At 47.2% G+C, this 24448-nt stretch carries 20 protein-coding genes and 2 pseudogenes; 20 read left to right on the forward strand and 2 right to left on the reverse strand.

The annotated features are described in order from the left end of the window. Nucleotides 1-11 precede the first annotated feature (11 nt). The gene (locus GCU48_RS17840) at nt 12-803 is read right to left on the reverse strand and encodes a DUF3153 domain-containing protein (protein WP_152380936.1); all 792 of its coding nucleotides are present in this window, start codon (nt 801-803) and stop codon (nt 12-14) included. A gap of 235 nt (nt 804-1038) precedes the next feature. On the opposite strand from GCU48_RS17840, the gene GCU48_RS17845 reads away from it, so the two are divergent. From GCU48_RS17845 to GCU48_RS17925, 17 genes and pseudogenes are all read left to right on the forward strand, one after another. After that, nucleotides 1039-2061, forward strand: coding sequence for a metal ABC transporter solute-binding protein, Zn/Mn family (locus GCU48_RS17845; RefSeq protein ID WP_152380937.1), 1023 nt, complete (start codon nt 1039-1041; stop codon nt 2059-2061). Continuing rightward, a pseudogene (locus tag GCU48_RS17850) lies at nt 2022-2787 on the forward strand (metal ABC transporter ATP-binding protein). Before GCU48_RS17845 ends, GCU48_RS17850 begins: the two are co-directional and overlap by 40 nt. A gap of 46 nt (nt 2788-2833) precedes the next feature. Then, nucleotides 2834-3154: pseudogene (locus GCU48_RS28145) on the forward strand (metal ABC transporter permease); the annotation flags it as partial. Nucleotides 3155-3175: 21 nt separating this feature from the next. Next, complete coding sequence (locus GCU48_RS17855) at nt 3176-4060, forward strand: metal ABC transporter permease (RefSeq protein ID WP_244316312.1); 885 nt, start codon at nt 3176-3178, stop codon at nt 4058-4060. A 219-nt stretch (nt 4061-4279) separates the two neighbouring features. Further along, nucleotides 4280-6607 carry a histidine kinase gene (locus GCU48_RS17860; protein WP_152382200.1) on the forward strand — a complete coding sequence of 776 codons (2328 nt, stop codon included), beginning with the start codon at nt 4280-4282 and terminating at the stop codon, nt 6605-6607. A gap of 534 nt (nt 6608-7141) precedes the next feature. Further along, nucleotides 7142-8299, forward strand: coding sequence for a P-loop NTPase family protein (locus GCU48_RS17870; protein WP_152380939.1), 1158 nt, complete (start codon nt 7142-7144; stop codon nt 8297-8299). 23 nt (nt 8300-8322) lie between these two features. After that, nucleotides 8323-9576: a TadA family conjugal transfer-associated ATPase gene (locus GCU48_RS17875; RefSeq protein WP_025716195.1), complete on the forward strand. Its 1254-nt coding sequence runs from the start codon at nt 8323-8325 to the stop codon at nt 9574-9576. Beyond that, nucleotides 9566-10363: a type II secretion system F family protein gene (locus GCU48_RS17880; protein ID WP_152380940.1), complete on the forward strand. Its 798-nt coding sequence runs from the start codon at nt 9566-9568 to the stop codon at nt 10361-10363. Before GCU48_RS17875 ends, GCU48_RS17880 begins: the two co-directional genes overlap by 11 nt. A gap of 12 nt (nt 10364-10375) precedes the next feature. Next, a complete protein-coding gene (locus tag GCU48_RS17885; RefSeq protein WP_152380941.1) occupies nt 10376-11254 on the forward strand; it encodes a type II secretion system F family protein in 879 nt (292 codons plus the stop codon). A gap of 13 nt (nt 11255-11267) precedes the next feature. Continuing rightward, nucleotides 11268-11459 (forward strand): Flp1 family type IVb pilin, encoded by a 192-nt coding sequence (locus GCU48_RS17890; protein ID WP_025716198.1) that lies wholly within the window; start codon nt 11268-11270, stop codon nt 11457-11459. Continuing rightward, nucleotides 11459-12127 carry a TadE family protein gene (locus GCU48_RS17895; protein ID WP_152380942.1) on the forward strand — a complete coding sequence of 223 codons (669 nt, stop codon included), beginning with the start codon at nt 11459-11461 and terminating at the stop codon, nt 12125-12127. The genes GCU48_RS17890 and GCU48_RS17895 overlap by 1 nt, the downstream gene beginning before the upstream one ends. A 32-nt stretch (nt 12128-12159) precedes the next feature. After that, on the forward strand, nt 12160-14376 hold the full coding sequence (locus GCU48_RS17900; protein WP_152380943.1) for a hypothetical protein: 2217 nt from the start codon (nt 12160-12162) through the stop codon (nt 14374-14376). After that, complete coding sequence (locus GCU48_RS17905) at nt 14345-15325, forward strand: TadE/TadG family type IV pilus assembly protein (protein ID WP_152380944.1); 981 nt, start codon at nt 14345-14347, stop codon at nt 15323-15325. The genes GCU48_RS17900 and GCU48_RS17905 overlap by 32 nt, the downstream gene beginning before the upstream one ends. Nucleotides 15326-15353: 28 nt before the next feature. After that, a complete protein-coding gene (locus GCU48_RS17910; protein ID WP_152382201.1) occupies nt 15354-15866 on the forward strand; it encodes an A24 family peptidase in 513 nt (170 codons plus the stop codon). 64 nt (nt 15867-15930) lie between these two features. Next, entirely contained in the window at nt 15931-17742 is a 1812-nt protein-coding gene (locus tag GCU48_RS17915; RefSeq protein WP_152380945.1) for a DUF6382 and FHA domain-containing protein, read from the forward strand. A 210-nt stretch (nt 17743-17952) separates the two neighbouring features. Next, entirely contained in the window at nt 17953-18162 is a 210-nt protein-coding gene (locus GCU48_RS17920; protein WP_244315754.1) for a hypothetical protein, read from the forward strand. Between the two features lie 14 nt (nt 18163-18176). Beyond that, complete coding sequence (locus GCU48_RS17925; protein WP_025716205.1) at nt 18177-18527, forward strand: hypothetical protein; 351 nt, start codon at nt 18177-18179, stop codon at nt 18525-18527. A 180-nt stretch (nt 18528-18707) separates the two neighbouring features. Here the strand turns inward: GCU48_RS17925 and GCU48_RS17930 are convergent, their stop codons facing one another. Next, the gene (locus GCU48_RS17930) at nt 18708-19622 is read right to left on the reverse strand and encodes a TIGR01777 family oxidoreductase (protein WP_152380946.1); all 915 of its coding nucleotides are present in this window, start codon (nt 19620-19622) and stop codon (nt 18708-18710) included. A gap of 206 nt (nt 19623-19828) precedes the next feature. Here GCU48_RS17930 and GCU48_RS17935 point away from each other — a divergent pair, with 206 nt between their 5' ends. The 3 genes from GCU48_RS17935 (at nt 19829) to tkt (ending at nt 24279) form a co-directional block, all read left to right on the forward strand. Beyond that, nucleotides 19829-20956, forward strand: a complete 1128-nt coding sequence (locus tag GCU48_RS17935) for a deoxyribonuclease IV (protein WP_152380947.1) — start codon at nt 19829-19831, stop codon at nt 20954-20956. A 22-nt stretch (nt 20957-20978) separates the two neighbouring features. Then, entirely contained in the window at nt 20979-21875 is an 897-nt protein-coding gene (gene purU / locus GCU48_RS17940) for a formyltetrahydrofolate deformylase (protein ID WP_152380948.1), read from the forward strand. Nucleotides 21876-22233: 358 nt separating this feature from the next. Further along, complete coding sequence (tkt, locus tag GCU48_RS17945) at nt 22234-24279, forward strand: transketolase (RefSeq protein ID WP_152380949.1); 2046 nt, start codon at nt 22234-22236, stop codon at nt 24277-24279. Nucleotides 24280-24448: the final 169 nt, after the last annotated feature.

Genomic DNA, 24448 nt, shown 5'->3' on the forward strand with positions numbered 1-24448 from the left:
GATGTCAGGGTTTAAGATTCAGAGGGGGCAGCTTTCCTTTTGGAGTGATGACCACGAATCAGCCATATCACAATCACCACAATCAGTATCAAGCCCGCAATAGCTACATATACGATATGTCGTAGATTCGGGACATTGATGGATAATTTCAACTCATTGGATTCCAATGGGGCAATGTCCCAACGCAGTGTTTTTCCGTCCTTCGATACACTGTCCGCATTGCTGGCAGCAGGTCGGATTGGCAAGGACAGGCTAAAGTTAAGATCAAGCTGCCGCTCCAGTAATTTGCGCGCGAACACATTCATTTGCTGTAATTTGTCACTCAACCCCCTGGCTTCTTCAGGAAGCATTCGTGGCAGATCAAGCTTCATCGTAAGATCATAATTTGTTGTGAAAAAATGTTGGGTCACAGCGCGTTTTACTTCTAATCCCTCGGGCAGATTGAATTCCTGATTGGGATTTTTTTCGTTTGTGGCCCAATCTCCTTCATAATGCCCCTTGATTTGATATCCCTTTCTTCCCTGTTCAGCTAGCGGCTGAACATCCACATTATTGCTTTGAATACGCTTGGCTAATTGATCCAGCAGTCCGGGATTGTCCAACATCATCAGTGTCTGATTGTTCACACTGAACGATGCATCCATATCTATACTCCGATCAAGATGAACATCGACATGGATATCCCCCCGAGCACACGATGTAAGGGTAGCCAGACAGCACAGCAGCACAAAAATGTGCAGCATTGGCCGAATCCGATGTTGCTGACGTTTGTCCTGATATGGGCTGCGTCCTGTTTGCTTCATGATATGCACCTTCTTTATATACGTTCTTTATTTTAACGATTGGATGTCTTCTATATATTACACATTCAGAGAGCCAAAATCGAACGATCAGGCAAAAGGAATAAGATTTATTATTCTAAAAATGTTTCCCTAGGTAAAAATTTTAGTGTACACTCCAAAATATATTCCTTGTAAAAAATAATTGTCTTATGAAAATAGTTTGTCCCAATACAATATTCGAAGGAGGTTTTAAAGCATGAACAAGCAGTCTAAGAAAACTTTGCCGCGATGGGTAACGACGGTTGGAGTATTGTCACTGGTTTTGGTTCTTGCCAGTGCATGTAGTCAGGAGCAGAAGGAACAGGGAACGACAAGAGAGGCAGGACAAAAAATAAAGGCTACGACGACCATCGGCATGATTTCGGATATTGTGGGCAAGGTTGGCGGTGATCATGTGGAGGTTACAGGCATTATGAAATCAGGCGTTGACCCGCATTTGTACAAGGCTTCTCAGGGAGATATGCGCAAGCTGGATCAGGCCGACATTATTTTTTATAACGGGTTGCATTTGGAAGGAAAAATGCAGGACATTCTGGAGAAAATCGGCAAGCAAAAACCCGTCATACCTGTCTCCAAAAACATCACCCAGGATCAGCTGCGTACAGGCAGCCCGGAAATGGGGGCTGAGCATGATCCGCATATCTGGTTTAACGTACAAAACTGGATGTCTGCGGTAGAAACCGTCAGAGACGAATTGTCGGCGCTTGATGCTGTGCATGCAGAGGATTATAAGGCTAACGCAGAAACCTATCTAGCTGAGCTGCGGAAGCTGGATGATTACACAAGGGAGCAGATTGCCAGCATACCGGAAGCCCAGCGCGTGCTAGTCACGGCACATGATGCCTTCGGCTATTTTGGAGATGCTTACGACATTCAGGTTAAGGGACTTCAAGGCATGAGTACAGAGTCTGAAGCAGGCTCTCAGGATGTGACCAAGCTGCGAGACTATCTGGTGGAGCATAAAATCAAAGCCTTATTTGTAGAAACCAGCGTGCCGAGAAAGGCCATAGATGCGGTTATTCAGGGAGCCGCTCAGCAAGGCCATACGATAAGGATTGGTGGCGAGCTATATTCGGATGCCATGGGCAAAGAAGGCACGGAAGAAGGCACGTACATCGGAATGGTGAGGCATAACGTCAATACGATAGTTAAAGCGCTTAAAAAAAGGAGGCAAAACATATGGGGCATTCACCGCTTGTCGTTCGTGATTTATCTGTAGCTTATCAAAAAAAGCCTGTTCTGTTCGATGCTTCCTTTGAGGTGCCGGAAGGCAAGCTGATCGGTATTATTGGGCCGAACGGGGCTGGGAAATCTACGCTGATTAAGGCAGCGCTCGGACTGATTCCAAAGCTCAAGGGTGAGGTGCTGGTCTACGGCAAGCCCTACAAGCAGCAGCTGCTCAAGGTTGGTTATGTACCGCAGCGGGAGTCGGTGGATTGGGATTTTCCGACGAACGCGCTGGATGTGGTCATGATGGGACGATACGGCAGACTGGGCTGGTTTAAACGACCGGGAGCCGCAGATCGCATGGCAGCGATGGAGTGTCTGGACAAGGTAGGCATGAGCCCATATGCGGACAGGCAGATTAGTCAGCTGTCAGGTGGACAGCAGCAGCGTGTTTTTTTAGCCAGAGCACTCGCACAGGACGCTCAGCTTTATTTTATGGATGAACCGTTTGTTGGTGTGGACGCTGCGACCGAAAAAGCAATTATATCATTGCTCAACGATCTGAAGCGGCAGAGGAAAAACCGTGCTGGTGGTTCATCATGATTTGTCTACAGTGACCGATTATTTTGACCAAGTCATGCTGTTGAACGGTCATCTGACGGCGTTTGGAGAGACATCAGAGATGTTTACCGAGGAAAATCTGCAACGTACGTATGGCGGACGTCTGAGCATACTCAAAACAGGCCCGGGTTCCGGCACAATACTCGGAGTGAGGTGAGGGAGATGACAAGCTTCGCTACGCTTTTGACCGACCCGAACATGCAGTGGATTTTGCTGCGACCTTCGCCATTAGTGCGCTGATCCGGTATTCGAGAATCAAAAGCGATTCGGCGATTGCGGCGGTGCTGTCTGTGTTTTTTGGCTTCGGCATTATGCTGTTGACGGAAATTCAGCATAGTGGCGCGGGAAACCAAAGCGGATTGGATAAATTTTTATTTGGTCAGGCTGCGGCAATGGTATGGTCTGATGTTTATACGATGGCAGCAATTTCGGTGGTGCTGATCGGGATATGCATATTGTTCTTTAAGGAATTTAAGCTGCTTAGCTTTGATCCCGGCTTTGCCCGTGGGCTTGGTTTTCCAGTGGGGCTGCTGGATAAGCTGTTGATGCTGCTGATTGTAATCTTGACGGGAATGTTAGTGGCAGGGGGATGCAGCATTGTGGGCTGCTTTCTCGTGCTCCGAAAAATGGCTATGATCGGTGACGCAATCAGCCATGCGGTGCTGCCGGGGATTGTTATTGCTTTTTTAATCAGCGGGTCCAGGGATTCGGTATGGATGATGTTTGGTGCGGCCGCTCTGGGTCTTCTAACGGTGTACCTGATTCAGCTATTCCAGCAAGGTGGTCTGCAAAGTGATGCCGCCATTGGCGTAGTGTTTACGACATTGTTTGCCATCGGCGTTCTGCTGGTCAGCGTGTTTGCTTCTAATGTTCATCTAGATATGGATCACGTGCTGTATGGGGAGATTGCATATATGCCGTGGAATACGCTAGAAATTGCTGGTGTCGATGTAGGTCCGAGGGCTGTATGGACTACAGGTATGATGTTTTTAATCAATATGCTCGTGGTGTGGGGCTTTTTCAAGCAATTTAAGATCACATCCTTTGATCCCGCATTAGCAGCTTCACTGGGCATTCCGGTTGTTTTTTTTCATTATCTGCTGATGAGTCTCGTATCGCTTACGACCGTGGCGTCATTTGAGAGCGTGGGGGCAATTCTGGTGGTTGGAATGCTTGTGGTACCGCCACTTACGGCTTACCTGCTCACGGAGAAATTGTCCCATATGATTGTGTACAGCGTCGGATTTGGGGCTATCAGTTCGGTGGCAGGCTTCTACACGGCAAGTATGCTGGATGCCTCTATTGCAGCATGTATGCTGTGTGTATCGGGTGTGCTGCTGCTTATAGCTTTTCTCTTTTCTCCATCCCATGGTGTGGTGTGGCAAAAATGGCTTCAGCAGCGAGGGATGGTTGGCGAAGAACGCCATTAATTCGCAGGAAGCGACCACCTACAGGTTTACCAAAAAAGCGTGCAAACAGGCAGGAAATGCCTGAATTCACGCTTTTTTGCGTGTATACTGCCTTGTGTGGCTTTTTTCGGGGAAAGCCAGGATGCTCATCTTGAATTGTCTGGAACACCGGAGTACATTCATTACAACCAGACAAGAACGGACGCAAATGAGCTGTCGCGTGGCGGGGAGGAACAAAGGATGGAGAGCTTCAAACGCAAATCACCCGAGGAAATACTGGATTCGATTAACAAACTGCATCGGGGCAGACTCAAAATTTACATCGGTGCAGTCAGTGGTTCGGGCAAAACGTATCATATGCTCCAGGAAGGACAATCGCTTCAGCATGAAGGCATTGATGTGGTGATTTGTGCGGTCTCGACCATGCAGCGGCGTGAAACCGTGGAGCAAATCGGCACGCTGGAGCGAGTGCCCAGTATTCATTGGATGCAGGATGGTGTGGAGCAAAAAGATTTGAATCTGGAAGCTTTGGTGGAACGCAATCCCGAGGTGGTGCTGGTGGATCATTTGGCACATCGCAACCGGGAAGATGCCCGATTTCCAACCCGGCTGGAGGATATTCAATATTTGCTGGAGCTGGGGATTAGCGTCATTACGACCGTCAATGTCTATGAACTCGAAGGGATAACGGAGTGGGTTTATCAGCTGACAGGGATTGAAGCGGCATCCACGGTTCCAGTCGATACACTGGAGCTGGCGGATGAAATCCGTCTGATTGATGTCACACCGGAAACCATTTTGGAACGGCTGGCGAAAGGATACATGCATACGCCCAATCCTGAAATGTTCCATCGGGGAAATCTCGGTAAGCTGCGCGAGCTGGCACTGCGATTAGTGGCAGAGGATGTGAACGATTCGCTGGAGCGGCACCGGGAGGAATTAGGCTTACACGGGGCGTCAGGAGCCGCAGAGCGTATTTTGGTGCCTGTTCAGTATCATTGGAACGGGTCCATTTATGTTCGCAGAGGAGAGCAGGTCGCCAAGCGGTTGGGTGGAGATATGCTGGTGGTCTCCTTTGTCAGCCCGAAGCACAAGCTGTCCAAGGAATCAGCAGCCTTCAAGCGCTCAATTGTGCAGTTGGCTGACAAGGTAGGATCGACATTTGAAGAAGTCCCGCTTTTTTCCCGCAGAAGGTTGCCTCGTCAGCTTATCCATTATGCGGTAGCGCATAATGTCACCCGGATTGTCATGGGGCATTCTCGGCAGACCCGATGGCAGGAGCTGGTTAGAGGGTCGCTGGTGAACGGAATTTTTAAACGGATGAAAAACATGGACCTGCTGTTGATTGCAGATCGAGCCGAGCAGGAGGGTGAACGGATTTTGCCAACGATGAGACAGGAGGAAGGAGATAATGATCCATATCATCGCTTGAGCGATGAGGAAGCACAGGCTGAGGCAGCCAAAATTCGGCGCGGCAAGCTCAAGGTATACATTGGCGCTGCTCCAGGGGTCGGTAAAACATATACGATGCTGAGAGAAGGCAATGATTTGCTGGAGAGTGGAATTGATGTTGTAATCGGATTGCTGGAAACGCATGGAAGAGCAGAAACACTGGCACAAGTGGGTTCTCTGGATATGATTCCCCGTCAGCCCGTCGAGCGTCATGGGGTGCATTTGGAAGAAATGGACACAGAGGCCATTCTTAGGCGCAATCCTGAAGTGGTGCTTATTGATGAGCTGGCACATACCAACGTTCCTGGCAGTCCGAGATCCAAGCGCTATGAGGATGTACTGACTATTTTAGATCAAGGTATTTCTGTCATATCCACAATGAATGTACAGCACCTGGAGAGCTTGAATGACGCGGTAGAACAAATTACCGGCATTCGAGTGAGAGAGACTGTCCCCGATCATATGATGCGTTTGGCCGATGAGGTACAGCTTGTTGATGTGGCTCCAAAATCGTTGCAGCAGCGGATGCGTGATGGCAAAATATACGATCCTGCCAAGGTGGAACAGGCGCTTAGCCATTTTTTTAAATTAGGTAACCTGATTGCGTTGCGTGAGCTGGCTTTACGGGAATTGGCAGATGATGTGGATGAACGGCTGGAATCGTGGGATCGTCACGGATCGCTTCGGGGACCGTGGCGTAGGGAGGAAGTGATTTTCGTAGGCGTCACGATAAGCGAAAATGCTGAAAGGCTGATTCGCCGTGGTTTTCGTATCGCTTTTCGGTTGAAGGCCGTGTGGATTGTGACTTATGTTCATGTCGGTGAGAGTATACCCGAGGGGTTGAACCCTCGACTGGAACAATTAAAGATGTTGACCAACCGATTGGGAGGAAGCTTTGAAATTCGGCTTGTTTCCAGCCGACGGGAGATTGCCGACATTTTAATTGCTCCGGTAGAAGGATATACAGGTACGCAGCTCATCGTGGGCCAGTCTTCCCGAAGTAAGTGTTGGGGAAAGGTTACGGTCGTTCCGAGAATTCTTCGTCAAGCGCGTCATATGGATGTTCTAATCGTGGCGGACTATGAACCGAATATCAAGCTCGAGGAAGATGAGTGAATTACCCAATTCATACGTAAATAGTCATATGCTGGTTTCCGGTTGTTCCGTGCTTCCATAGTATATTCTATCTCAAAGAAATGGAGGCGAATTTGAATATGTTTAAACATCATCGGCATCATTGTCATTTCCCTAAGCCAAGAAAACGCGTTACTAAGAAAATCATTAAGGTGACGGTCATTAAGTTTAAACCTAGAGTCAAACATCATCGGTTTCATGAAGACTTTTTTGTGAAAAAATGTCACCATCATCGGAAACATCGTCATCATCGTCATCATGACTGTCATCGTCGTCACCACAAGTTCTTCTAAAATAAAGGTAGCGGGAGGCGGGGATTGTATCCCCGCCTTTTGCTCCTAAAAAGAATTTGAAGTCGTATTTGCATAAAAAGTACTTGCTCTAAAATAGGTGCTATGCTATTCTACCAGTAAATAGATAGCACGTGACGGAAGCACCGTTCACCAACCGTATGTATTTACGGCTTGATGAACGGTGCTTTTTTGCGTTGTTGTGTTGAGGAAAGGGGGTAGCGTCATGATTCCGGTGAAAGTGGTATTGGCTGTAGATGGCCGGGAATATATTGAGCCGTTGCTGAATTATGTACATGGAAGCGAGTACGCCAGAAGGCTGAGGATAACGGCATTTTCGCAGCCGGAAGCATTTTGTCAATACATGCTGGAAACGAATGGAATGAAAAGACCGGATGTCGTGGTGGGTGAAGCGGCTTTTTTGAGTCTGTGGACAGATCGGAAAGCTGCCAATATTCCTTGCTTGGTATTACATGAGGGAGAAGAAGTGAGCGAATATGGACAACCGTTATTGAAATACCAGCCTTTATCCGAGCTGGTAGGTTCTATTTTGGAAATGGCAAGACAGCAATCAAGCAGTCGACAAAGTGTAAACAGCCGCGAAGGCGGAATCATTATCGGCATGGTGGCGGTTTCCGGCGGGATGGGAAAGACAACAGCTGCGCTCAATATGTCCAAGCAACTGGGGAATGAGGGGTATTCCGTATTTTATTTGAATCTGGAAACGGTGGACTCAAGCTCGTTGTTCACGGGTTCAGGCAGTTCTAACAGCACAGAAGGAGGAGGGCTGTCCAGGCTGCTATATGACCTCAAGGCGACGGGAAGTGCGGGTGTGCCCTTATCCGTAGCTTCCTATTGTGTGCATCGCCCTGAAATTCAGGCCGATACTTTTCTGCCTGTCTATAATCGCAAGGAGCTAATAGATATGACCTGTGATGAAGCGGTACAGCTGATCCGGACGATTGCTGAATGCGGACAGTATGATGTAGTAATCGTAGATGGCGAATCTGAGAACGGTGACCGCGCTCAAGCGATGCTTGAAGCCAGTCATAAGCTGATCTGGCTGCTGGCTGACGATTTAATGAGCATGCATAAGTGCGGCCTATGGCTGGATTTTCTGGAGCTAACACAGCCCGAAGGGCTTGAAGCTATGCTGTCCAAAACGAGCTTTGTGGTGAACCGTTATATGGGAACTATGATCAATTCACTACCTCGAGACTTTATGGAGCTACATGGAGCGCTGCCGTATATTCCTTCATGGAAACAGATGCAGCATCGTGAATTATTGCTTAGTTCACCGATTTATCAGCGGGAAATCCGTCATCTGTGTCGCGAGCTGCTGAATGTGGAGAGTGCGGCACAGTTGCCCGCTGCTTGGTCTTAAAAGGGGGTGAAGGGCTGATGAGCATAAATGAGGAGCGATTTAAGGCGCTGCGAGCAGATATCCGAGGTGGGCTGGATGTGACGTCTTCGGTAGACGATACGGATTTGATCCGACATATTGAAAATCGAATTTTACACGATGCAGAGCTGGCGGGCTTAACTTCCCGTGAAAAGCATGCACTTGTACGTAAAGTTTTTAATTCGTTCCGTGGGCTGGATGTGCTTCAGCCATTGATCGACGACCCGACAGTTACGGAAATTATGATTAACAGTCACCGGGAAATATTTGTGGAGCGGGGAGGTGAGGTCATCCAGGTGACCGATCAATTTGAGTCCCGAGAGCGACTGGAGGATATGATCCAGACGATTGTAGCGGGGGTAAATCGAATTGTAAATGAGGCTTCGCCGATTGTGGATGCTCGTCTAAAGGATGGATCACGCGTCAATATTGTACTGCCGCCAGTGGCCCTCAAGGGGCCAACGATGACAATACGGAAGTTTCCCGAACGTCCCATGACGATGGAGGACTTAATACGAATAGGCGCGCTGGATGAGGAAGCTGCCGCAATGCTCAAGGACCTGGTACGTAGCAAATACAATATTTTTATAAGCGGAGGAACGGGTTCAGGTAAAACAACCTTTCTGAATGCGTTATCCCAGTTTATCCCACCGTCCGAACGGATTATAACGATTGAAGATTCGGCAGAGCTGCAAATCGTGACTGTCCCTAACCTCGTTTCCATGGAGACACGGAACGCGAATACCGAGGGCAAGGGGGAGATCACCATTCGTGATCTGATTCGCTCCTCCTTGCGTATGCGACCTAACCGGATTGTAGTGGGTGAGGTCAGGGGAAGTGAGGCGTTGGATATGCTGCAAGCGATGAACACAGGACACGATGGATCGTTGTCAACCGGCCATGCGAATAATATCCGTGATATGGTCAGTCGGCTGGAAACGATGGTGCTCGGTGGGGCCGATCTTCCACTTGGTGTAGTCCGGCAGCAGATTAGCTCGGCCATTGATATATTCGTCCATCTGTCACGGCTGCGTGACAAATCCAGACGGATACTAGAAATTAGCGAAGTCATCGGTTTTGAAAATGGTGAGGTGACGCTTAATCCGCTCTATCGCTTTCAAGAACACGGAGAAAGTAAAGGAAGAATTATAGGGGAGCTGAAACGTTGTGGTGAAGGTTTGCACCATACGTTAAAGCTGCAAATGGCCGGGATCAAGCCGGAAAGCTGGCATAGGGGGAAGCAGCGGTATGAAGATTGAAAAGGCGGCAGGGAAGCCGGAGCAAGCATCCCGTCAGGTCCCTTCTCTGCCTGACTATACGGTATATACATTAACGACAATACAAAAAAGTATGTGCATTCTCTTTAGTGGCGTGCTATTCGCAATGATTGGCTATCTATTTTATCACCAATGGATATTATCGTTACTGTGTGCTGTCGGAGCTCTGGCGACGCCCCGTTATTTCAGGCAATTTTTGCTGCAACGACGCAGGTCTGCTCTAAGCATCCAATTCAAGCAGGCTTTATATTCCCTCTCGTCTTCTCTTTCGGCGGGGAGGTCGGTAGAGAATGGTTTTCGTGAGGCTGTGGAGGATTTGCGTTTGCTCAGTCCGGATGGAGATCATGATCTGATTTTTGAATTTAACATTATTACAGCCTGTCTCGAAATTGGACAGCCCGTGGAGGCTGCCTTGCAGGATTTGGCCCGTCGGGCCCAAATGGAGGATATTACGAATTTTGCAGATGTATTTGCGGCTTGTAAACGAACCGGAGGTGATCTGGTGGAGGTCGTACGACGAGCTTCAAGTGTCATTGGGGAGAAGCTGGAAATTCAACAAGAAATCGGTGTGATGATTGCGCAAAAGCGTTTTGAATCGAGAGTTATGTTTGCTGCTCCTTTTTTATTTGTACTGTTTATGACAATGACCGCAGGAGACTACATGATGCCTTTATATAGTGGTACGGGTATGATTTTGTCCACCATTTGTCTGTTGGTGCTTGGTGGCTGTCTTGTGTGGATCAATCACATTATGAAGATTGAAGTGTAAGGAGAGATAAACATGGTCATGTTGGTTTGTCTGGTCATGCTGGTTCTGCAAGTGGGAGGTTGGGTGGTGCTGAACCGGATGTATGCTGCTCAGTATGCACATTTTCGCCATATGAAGCTGGAAGGACTGCGGCTGCAAAGACTTTCAGTTCCTTTTGTACACATGATTCATGTTTTGCGTGCTACTCATAGGCTGCCTGTGCTGATGTTCAAGCTCCAGCGTTCGGTGCAAAAGCTGTTTGGTATGCGAAACAGCGGAGAAAAAACGATACTTTTCCTGGCAGAAATGCTCGGTTACGGATATATGATGGTCGCTGGTGGAGCTTTAATATCACTGATGATGGGTGGAGATACAACCGGACTGGTGCTTGGTATGGGACTCGGTGTTCTGGTTCCAGTCGCACTGGCCAAGGATTTGCACGGAAAAGTACAGAAGCGGGATCAGCAAATTCTATTGGAATTACCTGAGCTGCTGAGTAAAATGATGCTTTTGGTTGGTGCAGGCGAGACGGTGCAACGGGCGTTGCTCCATTGTGTGGAGCGCAAAGGGGCAGATACGGTACATCCGTTGTATCGGGAATTGCGCCAGACTGTGGGGGAATGGGAAAGCGGTTATTCCTTTCAACAGGCATTTGAGCATTTAAGCAAACGTTGCGGTATTCAAGAAGTGACGGTATTTACAACAACGGTATTGCTGAATATGAGACGCGGTGGGAGCGATTTCGTGATGGCGTTACGTGAGTTGTCCCAGACGTTATGGGGCAAACGGACGTCGATTAGTCGGACAAGAGGGGAGCAGTCTTCATCTAAGCTCGTATTCCCAATGGCGCTGATTTTGCTCACGGTTATCGTGCTTGTGGGTGCTCCCGCTTTAATGATGATGAATATGTAGGGGGAATGAAACGATGTTGACATTAGTAACAGGCGGTATCCGTAAATTGTACAAAGAGGAAGAAGGTCTGGGTACGTTGGAAATGATTCTGATCATTGCGATTCTGATTGCAGTGGCAATTATTTTCAAGGATCAGATTAAGAAGATTGTGGAAGGCTTGCTGAAAAAGGCAGATAAAAAGAGTAACGATTTTATGGACTCATAATGCTGCGCATATTGGCACAAAAAGAGGACGGGAGCTTCTCATTAGAAGCGTCCCTCGTCTTTCCCATTCTGTTGTTGATCATTTTTGTGATGTTATTTTTCTGCCTGTACATATATCAAAAATCTATACTGGTGCAGGTCGCTTCAACCGCTTCGGAGAGAGCTGCTTACAGTTGGGATAACAGCTTCAGGGAGCCGCGTACAGGGGCTTTTGCACAAGGACAACGGGATTCGCTTTATTGGCGTTTGAGGGATGATGTCATGCTGGGCGCCTTGTTTGGCTGGGGCGGAGCCAATAATTTGGAATGTGTTCAGGTACCTGACGGCAGTGAGGGAGGCTCATTGCCTGCTCAGAAGCTGTCCAATGCCGAAAGCAGAATGCCTGCGGGGATGCAGGGACAGATGACATATGAGAACAATCTGATTCACCGCAAGGTGACAACGGAGCTGAATAAGATCGTGAAAGTGCCGTTGTTGAATCAGTTTCTGGACCAGACGGACCTACAAGGGAAAATGAGCTCGGGTGTGGTTGAGCCTGTGGAATGGATTCGTACGGTGGAAATGGTCAGATATTACGGTGCGAAGTTTATGGGCAGAGGCTCAGGCGAAAAGGTAGATCCGGCAGGTGCCGGACAAGTGTTGATGCAATATGGCCAGAACGGTAAGTAAGGAACGGGGATGGACTGGAAAGGAGGAAGCGGGTGTTTGGAAAGGGACGAAATACAAAGGATAGCGAGTCAGGTGCTGTCACGGTCTTCTTGATTTTAATTTTGGCGGTCATGTTTGGTTTTATTGCTGTCTTTATTGATTATGCGAGAATTGCAGCCCTGCATGTGCAAACCGAACGTCTGGCTCATGCGGCGGTTCGTTCAGTGATGTCTGCTTATGATCCGGTATTGCAACAGGAGTACGGTTTGTTTGCTTATGGTGAAGGCGGCGGAGAACAAATTATGGTCAAAGTGCTGAATGACAGCGCTAAGCGTACAGCACGTGCGCAAACGCTGCCGCTTATGAATACGAAGCTGGATTCGAGTTCTCTGCAGATGGAAAGGGAGCTTGGTAAATATTCCATATTTAATGAGCAGATTCGTGAAGAGATGAAGTATAAAGCGCCTGTCGATTTTACGTTGGAAGTGCTCGAAAAGCTGAAGCCGCTCTCTCAAAATATGAAGGAGGCTTCTCATACCGTTGATTTACTGAAACGGCTGCAAAAGCTGTATGACCAACGCGAGGCCAAGCTGGATGACATGCTGGCGAAGCAGCGTGAGGCTGGGGCTCGTATGGAAGAGATTCGCAAACGGATTATTAAGCAGCAGGGCGTATATATACCCAATCAGTATATTTGGGACCCACTCGAGGTTGTAGCCGATATTGCTGCACAATACAAGCATTACGTGCATGTATATGAGGATAATAAGAAAAGCGTGGATGACGTTAAAATCATGCAGATGGAGAAATATTCAAGAAGAGCGAGATCAGCGCTTGACCGACTTCGTCAGGCTAAGGTTCAGGCTGAAGAAGAGCATGATAAGTTGCTTCTGGAAGCCAAAGAGCCGTTAAATGAGGCTCGGCAGATTAATGAAGAGATGCGTAAAGTCATTGCGCAGTATAAGCAGAGAGCGGCTAATGCAGGCTACGATGAGGTTTCTGCTGCACCTACTCCCAGCGGAGAAGGCTCCAACGCCGATCCCTCAGTAGGAAGCGCCCGGCAAAAGGCGGAGGATCTATTGATTCCCGATAAGGAATTTGAGCAATGGGAAGTAGAAATCGAAAAGCAACGTGCTTCTATTAATACAGCTAACAACAGACTGACAGGAATGATGCGTACGTTATCCTTTTATACAGACCCATTTCTGAATGCAGATATGCTCAAGCAGGAAGTCGCCTCAGCGCTCAAGGAGATAGACAAATACTTGAATGCGTATGTCTGGTCGGGAGCCGCCAATGTACTCGACAGTGAAGCCAGAATGCTGGACACGCGACGCGGACCTGACAAAGAACGCAAGAAAATGGAAAAAGAGGCGAAAAACAAGCTTAAGCAAGCGTATCGCATCATTGAGGTTCTTTCCAAAGGTAAACAAAGTGCAGAACAGTTCCAAAAGCTGGAGCGGTATTACGATGAAAGTATTGCATTTAATCAGTCTACGTCCGGTTCATCTGTAACCGCTGATTTATCCTATGACACCTATGATGCGGCAGGGGCCTCCATGGATAGTATGGACGGTCTATATAGGGCTGCATCCGGCTTGCTGACTCGACTGGGGGATGAATTTTACCAGAACGAATATACGCTTTCTTACTATCATCATGTGGATTTTAGCCGATTTGGCAGTTTGGCTGGATCAGGTGCAAATGTGGGTAAGGCAGCACAGATTTTGGGTGATCAACTGGAGGTGAATAATCAGGAGGTTGAGTACATCCTGTACGGGTTCCATAATTCAACGGGTAATCTGGCATCCGCTTATGGTGAAATTTTCGCAATGAGACTTGCCATACGTACGATGGAGGGACTGGTCAAAAATAGCTCAAAGGGAAATCCGTTGGTCGTTTTGGCGGCAGCTTTGTTATATGGGGTGGAAAAGGCGATTGAAGATATGATTATGCTGGCGCAAAAGGGGTATGTGCCTTTGTCTGATTTTCTGAAGTTTCGAATGACGTACAAGGATCATTTGCGGTTGTTTCTGATGCTTCATAGCAATAATGAACGCAAGATGTCCCATATGCTTGCTCTGATCCGCCTAAATACAGAGGTCAATCCTGCTGAGCGGCAAACGTATGCAAAGGGTGAGGTCAAGAGCGGGATGCGGCTGTGGTTTTTACCTGGGGTAATGAAGATGCTCGGAACTGCCTCAAAGGAAGGTGAGAGTATTAAGGGAAGTGTGTACTATGTTACGAAAACAGCGCATTTTTCCTATTAATCGGTATCTACAGCGGGTTCGTGGACAGAAACGGCGTGAACAAGGAAGTATTGTTTTAGAAGCGTCACTGGTGTTGCCATTGTTCCTGTTCTTTATTGTTTTTCTCATTTATATGGTTCAGATGACGCTGGTATCCACGGCCTTGCAGACCACTGCTTCAGAAGCGGTTAAGCAGGTTTCCGCTAAAATCTATCCGGTATCTCTGGCGATAGATGCGGCGTCCGCCAAGATGGATACAGCCCGTGAGCCGCTGGATGAATTACCCAAGTTATCTATGAGTGAATATGCAAGCCAATTTGCTGCGCAACTGCCATCTCCGATTGGCGATTGGGTAGAAGGCGCTGTACAGGTCGGTCGAAAGCCCCTGAATGAGCTGCGGGGGCGCTTGACGGAAGCATCACTCGATCCTGTTCTAAAGCCGATGCTAAAGCCTTTTATGGAGGAGAGTATTCTTGAGTATGACCGTATTCATGTAACGAGTGTGCATGTGCCTTCTCTTACAGGAACCAAAGACCCTTATTTTAGGGTAGAGCTGTCCTATGAACTACCGATGAAGGTCCCATTTTTGTATCGCAGCATAGTGCTTCAGGCGGCAGCAGAGGAACGCCTTTGGATCGGCGACACAGGAGAGGGAACAGGTACAGGAGATGCTGCAGGTGATAAGGATACACAGCATGCCATACAGTTGCTGGTCAAGCCAGAGCCTGCCGTGAAGGGTGTGTACAATTTAATCAGGGCCAAGATTGAACCCGGAACGACTGCTAATCTGTCTGTGCTTTATAAGTCGGGTCAAAGCACGGCCCAGCATTTGGGCTGGACCTCAGCTAATGACGAGGGAATTATTGAATGGAATTGGTTTGTGGGAACAAACACGACACCTGGTCAATGGAGCTTTGTGATTGAAACGGAGGATGGACAACGTATCGAGGTTCCATTTTCCGTAGAGTAGACAATAGATGGGGAGGGGGAAGGTGGCATTGACTTGGATGTATATTGTATGTGGAGTTTTACTGGTGATTGCGCTGGTCACCGATTTACGGAGTATGAAAATTCCTAATAAGCTTACGCTGCCCGGCATGGTCGCAGGTTTGCTGATTAATACGCTGTTAGGAAGCTGGCATGGTTTTTTATTTGCTGCTGCTGGACTTGGGACAGGATTTGGCCTCATGCTGATTTTGTATTGGATAGGAGCAGTAGGTGCAGGAGATGTAAAGCTATTTGGCCTAATCGGTGCCTGGACAGGTGCTGCTTTTGCGTGGCAATCGGCTCTATATTCAATTTTTTTTGCAGGCATTATTGGTGTGGGCATCCTGCTATGGCGGAGGGAAGCCATCATGAGACTGCGGCGCGTTGCTTTTAATTTGGGAGGATTTTTCCTGTTTCGCAGCGGCAAGGCGTTGACCAGTGGGAGAGAAGCTCATCTCAGGTTTCCATTTATGACCGCAGTCATTCCGGGAGCGATCAGTGCTTATCTTTACTTTTTGCCATGACATGCCCGCCTGGATGGATCATGCTGCCTTATAGGGAGCGGGAAAATGCTAAGGAGGTCATGAATTGTTTGGTTTAAGCAGGGATTTTGTCCGGAACAGCGGGACATTTATGGTTTTAAATAAGGAAGGCGGACTCAAGACTGATGATTTAAATTCCGTGCAAACCGGAATGATGACTGGTAATCGGATTCCTGGTCTTCTGGAACTAAGAATAAAGGAAGTCGATTTCCAGGTTGAGTTGCATTACGATATTTCAGGTCAACGCATGCTTTCTCAGGTATGGAAGGGCGGAGGCGTTTTGGCTTCTGAGTTTTATCGAATTCTTTTTGAAGTGGTAGATGCTCTTCATCGCAGCCCGCAATATATGCTAGATATAAGGCAGTTTATTTTGCATGAGGATTATATTTTTATAGACGGTTCTGGTTCAAGAAAAGCTGTCAGTTTAACCTATGTTCCTTTACAGAGTGTATTGTATGAAGGACAAGCAGGCAGTCAATTTAAGCAGATGATTATTCGTTTGATGACTCGTGTGGCTCACTTTCAGGGAGAAAATATGCAATGCATACTTGAGCTATGTGATAGAAATGAGTTTGAATTGCGATCGTTGAAGGAGCTGCTTTTGCAGGGGATGAAGGCTAGTTCAGAGAGCTTTAGTGCTCAAGATGAGGGGATAGAAGAAATTCATAATAGAAATGCCTATTTCCCAAATGAGCCTCAAGGAAAGCGTGATGGACTGTCCTCATTGCACCATCATTCAGAACGTGGAGGAGTGTACGGACAAGAGAAGCGGGAGACTTTGCAGGAAATTCAGGAGCTTAAACGGATTAATCGGCTCAAGCATTCTGTGAAGCCAGAGGAGAGTACAGAGGTAAACGCCGAAATGGAAGAGGTGGAGCCTGCATTGCAAAAATATAAAACGTACATTGCTCTCGGGTGTTTGCTCGCTTCGGCCATCGTGTGGCGTTACATTTATCTGGATCATTCTGAGATCGGGCCGTTGATCATTTCCGTTGTGCTGACTGTGGTACTTGCTGTGGTCGCTTATATAAGCTGGACGGGAAAATGGGGGTGCAAGGGCGCTTCGTCTCATATCTACACTGATTCAGCACCTGTATTGGATTCAGAATGGTTAGGAGCTGCTACGCCGGCTCAGCGGAAGAATGACCGCTATCAGGTGGATAAGCTGACCGGATTTATAGCGGGTCGTCAGAATAAGGATAAGCGCTCTTCCAATCCAAGTGATCAAGAACAGGAAAGCTGGCGATGGTCTTTTTCTGACCCGGAGTCTGAGAGAACAGGAAGCCGAGTTGCTGAGGATAGTGGGATGGCTTCTGCACGTTATGACTTACACGAATCACCTAGGAATGGCACAGTTCAGGCAAATGAATTGGAAGCCAGTGAAACCAGCGAGGCTTATTATAAGTCTCTGTCTGGTGTAACGGAGCTACTAAATACAGCATCCAGGCAAGAAACGGTGCTGCTTCGTGCAAACCAAGAGACACATATTCTACACGTTCAACAATCACCGATTGCCTGTCTGGAGCGCAAAGCACCAGGAAGTGGAGCGACCGAGTGCATTCGGTTGCAGCCAGATCAGTTCGTTGCAGGCAGCTTCTTCATCGGAAGAGATCCGCAATTGGTTCAGTTTGTAGACAATACAGAGGGGGCATCCCGTTCTCACATTGAGCTTTGTATGGATGCAAAAGGAGAAGGTCACATCGTCAAGGATTTGTCCTCGACAAACGGAACTGTTTTGAACGGAGAGTCGATGGTGCCTTACAAGAAGTACGTTATGAAGGAGGGAGACACTTTTAAAATTGCCGGAGTGTCTTACACTTATCGGCAGGACTCTGCTAAATCCTTCGATGCTTCCTAAGGTGAAGGGTAATATATTTATGTATAGAAGAAAAAGAAGCCCATTTAAAGTATTGGGCTTCTTTGATGTTTATTTGCCGACACTCAGAGCTGAGCCTTTTGATACAGGTATAAAGAAACACTCTTTCTTTTAACAATTAGGAATTGAGACGATTTTCCATAAATTCGAATAATGCTATCATGTCATAACGAACTTGAACCGAGGTAAATTATGACAACCATTAAGGCTAAAGGATTTCCAAGTTTGGATGTAACATATGAATTCAAAAATAGAATTATCATGGAGCTTAGGGCTTATATGGTGGAGATAAAAGAAGCAGAGAGGATTGGAAATAAGGAGCTTGCAGAACATCTCTGGGGCAATTACAGAAGTGAACGGCAGTATCTTTTAGAGAATTTTGGACCAGTTAAACTAGATTGAATGGAGAGTGTATAATGAATCTACTCACTTTATCAAAAGAAATACGAGAGGGAAAGATAAGTGACGATAAATTAGTGGAGTGTCTGGATATTCATCATAACCAGGTTATGATGAATGCTATGAGTCAGATAGCAAAAAAGAAGCTCTGCAACGAAAAAATTATCGAAAAATTGAAGTATATTAGCCAGTTCAGAGATCCGGAAGTAAACAAGCTATTTGGTATTGATACTCTTGGACACTACAGTATTGCAGTACTTCGAGTATTGAACACCTCTGAATCTATAAAACAATATGATCTTTTAATGGCTGAACTAGATGATTTTGATAAGGAAATAGTTGAGAGGATAGCTGAAGGGATAAGTTAAGAGGCGTTACAAGAAGTTCGTCCTAGTGTTTGTACAGGAATCAGAACACATTCAAGAAATAAAGAAGGGTTCTATGGTTCGTATTAATTAAATTAAATTTTTTTGTATGAAAATAGATCATGTCTAAAAAAGGAACTCCGAGCTGATGAGATGCCGCCACATAGAGTTCCTCTTTTAATTTTAGCGCTGCTTTGGAGGAGAGTGGAGTTTCTCCAGCGCTTCCTTCAGTGAAGGATAGTTGAACTTAAATCCGTGCTCCACCGCTTTGCGCGGGAGTACTTTTTGCCCGTCCAATACAAGGGTGCTCATCTCACCGACAAGCTTTTGAACGAGAAAGCCGGGAACGGCAAACCAGTGTGGACGATGATACACTTGAGCCACGGTTCTGCCAAACTGGTCGTTTGTCAACGGGTGTGGTGACGAAGCATTTACTGCCCCGACGATCTCTGTCGTATGGATACAGTACGTGATCAGACGAACGATATCCTCAATATGAATCCAGCTCATCCATTGATTACCGCTGCCTATTTTGCCGCCGAATCCGAATTTGTAGGGCAATCTCATAAGTGGAAACGCCCCCTTTTTTCTGTCCAGCACGAGGCTGATGCGTAGCTTAATTAAACGGGAATCGGATGGATAGGCGCCCGCGGCCTCTTCCCATTGCTCGACCACCTGAGAAAGAAAATCTTTCGAACGACGCGGGCTAGTCTCATCGAACGTTTCGGTCAAGGAAGTACCGTATGCGGCAACAGCCGATGCCTGAATGATGACTTCCGGTTTTCTTTGCAGAGTATTCAGTGCCTGAGCCAGCCAGGCAACCGACAACAGTCGTGATTGAAGAATTCTTTGTTTGGACTTGTCCGTCCAGCGTTGATTCAGCGTTTCGCCTGCCAAATTAACGACCGCATCTGTGCCTTCCAGTAATTCAGGTCTTTGTTTCAATTCGTTCCAGCTCATGTATTGCAAGCGGGGGCTCGATTCGTGACCTTCTAGCGGCTTACGTGTAATGACCTTCACAGTGTATCCGTCGCCCAGCAGGCTTTTGACCAGCGCATTCCCTACCAACCCAGTACCTCCGCATACGATGATGTTCATGGAGCAAGCTCTCCTTCCGATTCGCAAAAATATATATGTTATAGAATATAACCCTTTTTAAGAAAAAAAACGTTTCCCAATGAAAGACATTCGATAGGGCTGTCATAAAAGCCATGTTGTTTGATTTCAATAATCACGTTAAAATGATTAAATTAAATTAAGACAAGCATAACAGGATAATAAGGATAAGGGGATGAATCAGGATCATGCTGAAAATTGGTTCTCATGTGTCCTTCTCGGACAAGGGTCTGCTCAGTGCTACAAAAGAAGCGTCTTCTTACGGGTCCAGCTCGTTTATGATATATACGGGGGCACCGCAAAATACGCGTCGTAAGCCGATGGAATCTATGTATTTGGAAGAGGGCAAGCAGTTAATGACCGAAAAAGGGATGGAGGATATCGTGGTGCATGCCCCGTATATCATTAATCTCGGTTCCTATAAAGAAAATACCTATGAGCTGGCGGTTAGCTTTCTTCAGGAGGAAATTCGTCGCACACACGCGATTGGTGTGAAAAATATTGTGCTGCATCCGGGTGCTTTTACCGATAAGGATGCAGAGTACGGAATTGGGCGTATTGCGGATGGCCTGAACGAGGTACTGAACGGCGTTAAGGAGACAGATGTTAATATTGCACTTGAAACGATGGCGGGTAAGGGTACCGAAATGGGACGCAGCTTCGAGGAAATTGCCTCCATTATAGATAAAGTGGAGCACAACGAGCGTCTTACGGTTTGTATGGACACCTGCCATATTCATGATGCGGGCTATGATATCGTGAACGATCTGGATGGTGTTTTGCAGCAATTTGACCGTATTGTTGGCTTGAATCGCATTGCAGTGGTTCACATCAATGACAGCAAAAATCCAGTCGGCGCTCGTAAAGACCGCCACACTCCGATTGGATCGGGCTGGATTGGCTATCAGACCATTCATAATGTGGTACATCATGAGGCACTTCAAGGACGTCCATTTATTTTGGAAACGCCGTGGATCGGAAAGGAAGCCAAAACGCAGCGCCCGATGTATGAGGTTGAAATTGCTTTGCTTCGCGGAAATGTGAAGGAGCGCTTTGGAGATGAATTTTTGGGTCAGGTCGAGCAATTGCATTCGTTTTTCAAAAAGCAGGATGTGGATGTACGAAAATTTGTGCTGGACACCTGGACTCTGCTGAAAAATGATGCCAAAGCGAGAAAAGCCGATCCACGTGAGCCGCTGGAGCGTCTGTATGACATGATCACGGAGGTAGCCCTGTTTCCAGAGCTGAGCGAAGAACATATTAATCAACGGCTGATTGCCTGGTTTGCCGGCAGTCATTTGCCAGTGACAGTATAAGCCAAGGGGGATTAGTAGCCACATGGAACTTCACGTAAAACATTCAAACAGCACTTTATCTGCACATGAAAACCGCGCACGTATGCTTGTATCCTGCCCTGATGGGCCGGGGATTGTTGCGGCTGTGTCCCGCTTTTTGTACGAGCATGGGGCCAATATCGTCCAATCTGACCAATATACAATGGACCCGTCCGGCGGAATGTTTTTTATGCGGGTTGAATTTGATCTGCCGAATTTGAGTGCAGCCCAGCCGCAGCTGGAGCAGGACTTTGTCGCTGTTGCTGAGCAATTCCGTATGGAGTGGACGATTTCTGCGGTCAGCCGCAAGAAAAAACTAGCCATTTTCGTTTCCAAGGAGGATCACTGTTTGGTAGAGCTGCTGTGGCAATGGCAGGCCGGGGATCTGGACGCAGATATTGCATTGGTGGTTAGTAATCATCTGGATATGAAGGAGTATGTGGAATCGTTTGGTATTCCGTATCATCATATTCCGGTAACACCTGATACCAAACCAGAGGCGGAGAGCCGTCAACTGGAGGTCATTGGTGACGACATTGATGTTATTATTTTGGCGCGGTACATGCAGATTATTTCGCCCAAGTTTATTGAGCACTACCGCAACCGGATTATCAATATCCATCATTCCTTTCTGCCTGCATTCGTGGGTGGCAAGCCTTATGCCCAAGCGTATAATCGCGGGGTAAAAATTATTGGCGCTACCGCGCATTATGTAACCGTGGAATTGGACGGTGGCCCGATCATTGAGCAGGACGTGCAGCGGGTAAGCCACGGAGACGATGTAAATGAGCTAAAACGAATTGGTCGTACCATTGAGCGGGTCGTTTTGGCAAGAGCCGTAAAGTGGCATGTGGAGGATCGAATTCTGGTTCATGAGAACAAAACGGTCGTTTTTAATTAATCATAAAATTTAGAGAAAAATTTTTGAGTATACACTTTTTAAAAACAAAGCCTGTCACTTCGACGGGCTTTGTTTTTTTGTGATATTTTTTCGTGATTTTATCATTTTTTAAATGAGGTTAATACATAACGGGTATATTGATATAAGGACTCTGTGCCACATTTCGACAACCATCTCTATAAACAATCTGGCAAACCTTCACGGCAAATGGTACAATACTTAAGAATGTATAAGTCATATTGAAACATTCAAGCAGATTCACTCACTCCAAGAAACACGGCTTCGGTATCGGACAGTAGTATTGGAGGGCATGACCGAATGCAATTGGTATACTTTTTACAATATGAGGAGGCAAACCATGACTGACCAGAATCAAGCGATTCAAAAGGATGAGAACTCCACAATCGACAATTTGTCCATCACAACTATTCGTACGCTGGCAATTGACGCCATCGAGAAGGCGAACTCGGGACATCCTGGTATGCCAATGGGCTCCGCACCAATGGGCTACCAACTTTTTGCTAAAACAATGAATCATAACCCGGATCATCCTACATGGATTAACCGTGACCGATTTGTACTGTCTGCAGGACACGGCTCCATGCTTCTGTACAGCTTGCTGCACCTGAGCGGCTATGATCTGCCTATGGAAGAATTAAAGCAATTCCGTCAATGGGGCAGTCTTACACCAGGTCACCCTGAGTTTGGACACACTGCTGGTGTAGATGCTACGACAGGACCACTGGGACAAGGCTTGGCCATGTCCGTAGGTATGGCAATGGCTGAAGCTCAACTGGCTGCAACATACAATAAAGATGAATTTAAAGTTGTAGATCACTTCACATATGCGATCTGCGGTGATGGCGATCTGATGGAAGGTATTTCCCACGAGGCTGCTTCACTGGCTGGGCGTCTGCAACTGGGCAAGCTGATCGTATTGTTCGATTCCAATGATATTACACTGGACGGTAAGCTGAACCTGTCTTCTTCCGAGAGTGTTGCCAAGCGTTTTGAGGCTTACAACTGGCAAGTGCTGCGCGTAGAGGATGGCAACGATCTTCCAGCGATCCAAAAAGCGATTGAAGAAGCGCAAGGCGATTCCACACGTCCTACATTGATTGAAGTGAAGACAGTCATCGGCTACGGAAGCCCGAACAAACAAGGTAAAGGCGGACACGGCGGTACTCACGGCTCTCCGCTGGGAGCAGAGGAAGCCAAGCTAACTAAAGAATTTTACAAGTGGGTATACGAAGAGGACTTCCATGTACCGCAAGAGGTTCGTGAGCATTTTGCAAAAGTAAAAGAGCGTGGTATCGCAGCGAACAAAGCATGGGATGAACAATTTGCGAAATACAAAGCGGCTCATCCTGATTTGGCAGCCCAGTTCGAAACAGCAATCAACGGCGATCTTCCAGAAGGCTGGGACCGCGATCTTCCTAAATACTCGGCTGGAGACAAAGCTGTTTCGACTCGCGTAGCTTCTGGTAATGCACTCAACGGATTGGCACCAAACGTACCTTTCCTGACAGGCGGATCTGCCGATCTGGAAAGCTCCACGATGACACATTTGAACAATCTGACGAACTTTACGCCAGAAGACTATGCCGGCCGTAATATCTATTTCGGTATCCGCGAATTTGGTATGGCTGCTGCGATGAACGGTATGGCACTGCATCGAGGCGTAAAAGTATTCGGCGGTACATTCTTTGTATTTACGGATTATCTGCGTCCGGCCGTTCGTCTGGCAGCTCTGATGGGATTGCCTGTAACCTACGTTCTGACTCACGATAGTATTGCTGTAGGTGAAGATGGTCCTACCCATGAGCCGATTGAACAATTGGCTTCCCTGCGCATTATCCCGAACCTGACGGTCATTCGCCCGGCAGATGGCAATGAGACTTCTGCTGCTTGGGCTTACACGCTGGAAAACAAGAAGAATCCGGTTGCACTGGTATTGACTCGTCAAAACCTGCCAATTCTGGCTGCAACTGCTGAGCATGCACGTGAAGGGATCCAACGCGGTGCCTATATCGTTGCAGATGCGAAGGACGGCAAGCCGGTTGCTCAAATTCTGGCTACAGGTTCCGAGGTACAACTGGCTGTTAAAGCACAGGAAGCACTGGCGGAGCAAGGTATCCAAGTACGTGTCATCAGCTTCCCAAGCTGGGATCTGTTTGAAAAACAAGACAAAGCTTATAAAGATTCCGTTCTGTTGCCTGAAGTGAAGGCTCGTTTGGCGGTGGAAATGGCTTACCCACTGGGCTGGGAAAAATATGTTGGCGACCAAGGCGATATTCTTGGTATCAGCACATTTGGCGCATCCGCTCCTGGCGACCGCGTCATTAAGGAATACGGCTTTACAGTAGAGAATGTTGTTAGCCGCGTGAAAGCTTTGTTGAAATAAAACAACATGTCAAGCAGACAGTCGTAATCTGAGATAGGCTTACGGCTGTTTGTTTCATACAACCGAGTTTTGTAAGAAATCATTTTTGAAAATCCAGTGTATAGGATACGGCGATGCAGTGTGTATTTTCTTACTGAATATGGAATCAAATCTATGTTATGATGCACAA

The organism is Paenibacillus brasilensis (assembly GCF_009363115.1).
GTDB lineage: Bacteria > Bacillota > Bacilli > Paenibacillales > Paenibacillaceae > Paenibacillus > Paenibacillus brasilensis.

Coding starts and splice junctions, on each gene's coding strand:
- GCU48_RS17895 (WP_152380942.1), top strand. CDS start 11,459: ATGCTGCGCATATTGGCACAAAAAGAGGACGGGAGCTTCTCATTAGAA.
- tkt (WP_152380949.1), top strand. CDS start 22,234: ATGACTGACCAGAATCAAGCGATTCAAAAGGATGAGAACTCCACAATC.
- GCU48_RS17840 (WP_152380936.1), bottom strand. CDS start 803: ATGAAGCAAACAGGACGCAGCCCATATCAGGACAAACGTCAGCAACAT.
- GCU48_RS17870 (WP_152380939.1), top strand. CDS start 7,142: ATGATTCCGGTGAAAGTGGTATTGGCTGTAGATGGCCGGGAATATATT.
- GCU48_RS17930 (WP_152380946.1), bottom strand. CDS start 19,622: ATGAACATCATCGTATGCGGAGGTACTGGGTTGGTAGGGAATGCGCTG.
- GCU48_RS17890 (WP_025716198.1), top strand. CDS start 11,268: ATGTTGACATTAGTAACAGGCGGTATCCGTAAATTGTACAAAGAGGAA.
- GCU48_RS17880 (WP_152380940.1), top strand. CDS start 9,566: ATGAAGATTGAAAAGGCGGCAGGGAAGCCGGAGCAAGCATCCCGTCAG.
- GCU48_RS17855 (WP_244316312.1), top strand. CDS start 3,176: ATGCTGCTGATTGTAATCTTGACGGGAATGTTAGTGGCAGGGGGATGC.
- GCU48_RS17860 (WP_152382200.1), top strand. CDS start 4,280: ATGGAGAGCTTCAAACGCAAATCACCCGAGGAAATACTGGATTCGATT.
- GCU48_RS17845 (WP_152380937.1), top strand. CDS start 1,039: ATGAACAAGCAGTCTAAGAAAACTTTGCCGCGATGGGTAACGACGGTT.
- GCU48_RS17935 (WP_152380947.1), top strand. CDS start 19,829: ATGCTGAAAATTGGTTCTCATGTGTCCTTCTCGGACAAGGGTCTGCTC.
- GCU48_RS17905 (WP_152380944.1), top strand. CDS start 14,345: ATGTTACGAAAACAGCGCATTTTTCCTATTAATCGGTATCTACAGCGG.
- GCU48_RS17920 (WP_244315754.1), top strand. CDS start 17,953: ATGACAACCATTAAGGCTAAAGGATTTCCAAGTTTGGATGTAACATAT.
- GCU48_RS17925 (WP_025716205.1), top strand. CDS start 18,177: ATGAATCTACTCACTTTATCAAAAGAAATACGAGAGGGAAAGATAAGT.
- GCU48_RS17885 (WP_152380941.1), top strand. CDS start 10,376: ATGGTCATGTTGGTTTGTCTGGTCATGCTGGTTCTGCAAGTGGGAGGT.
- purU (WP_152380948.1), top strand. CDS start 20,979: ATGGAACTTCACGTAAAACATTCAAACAGCACTTTATCTGCACATGAA.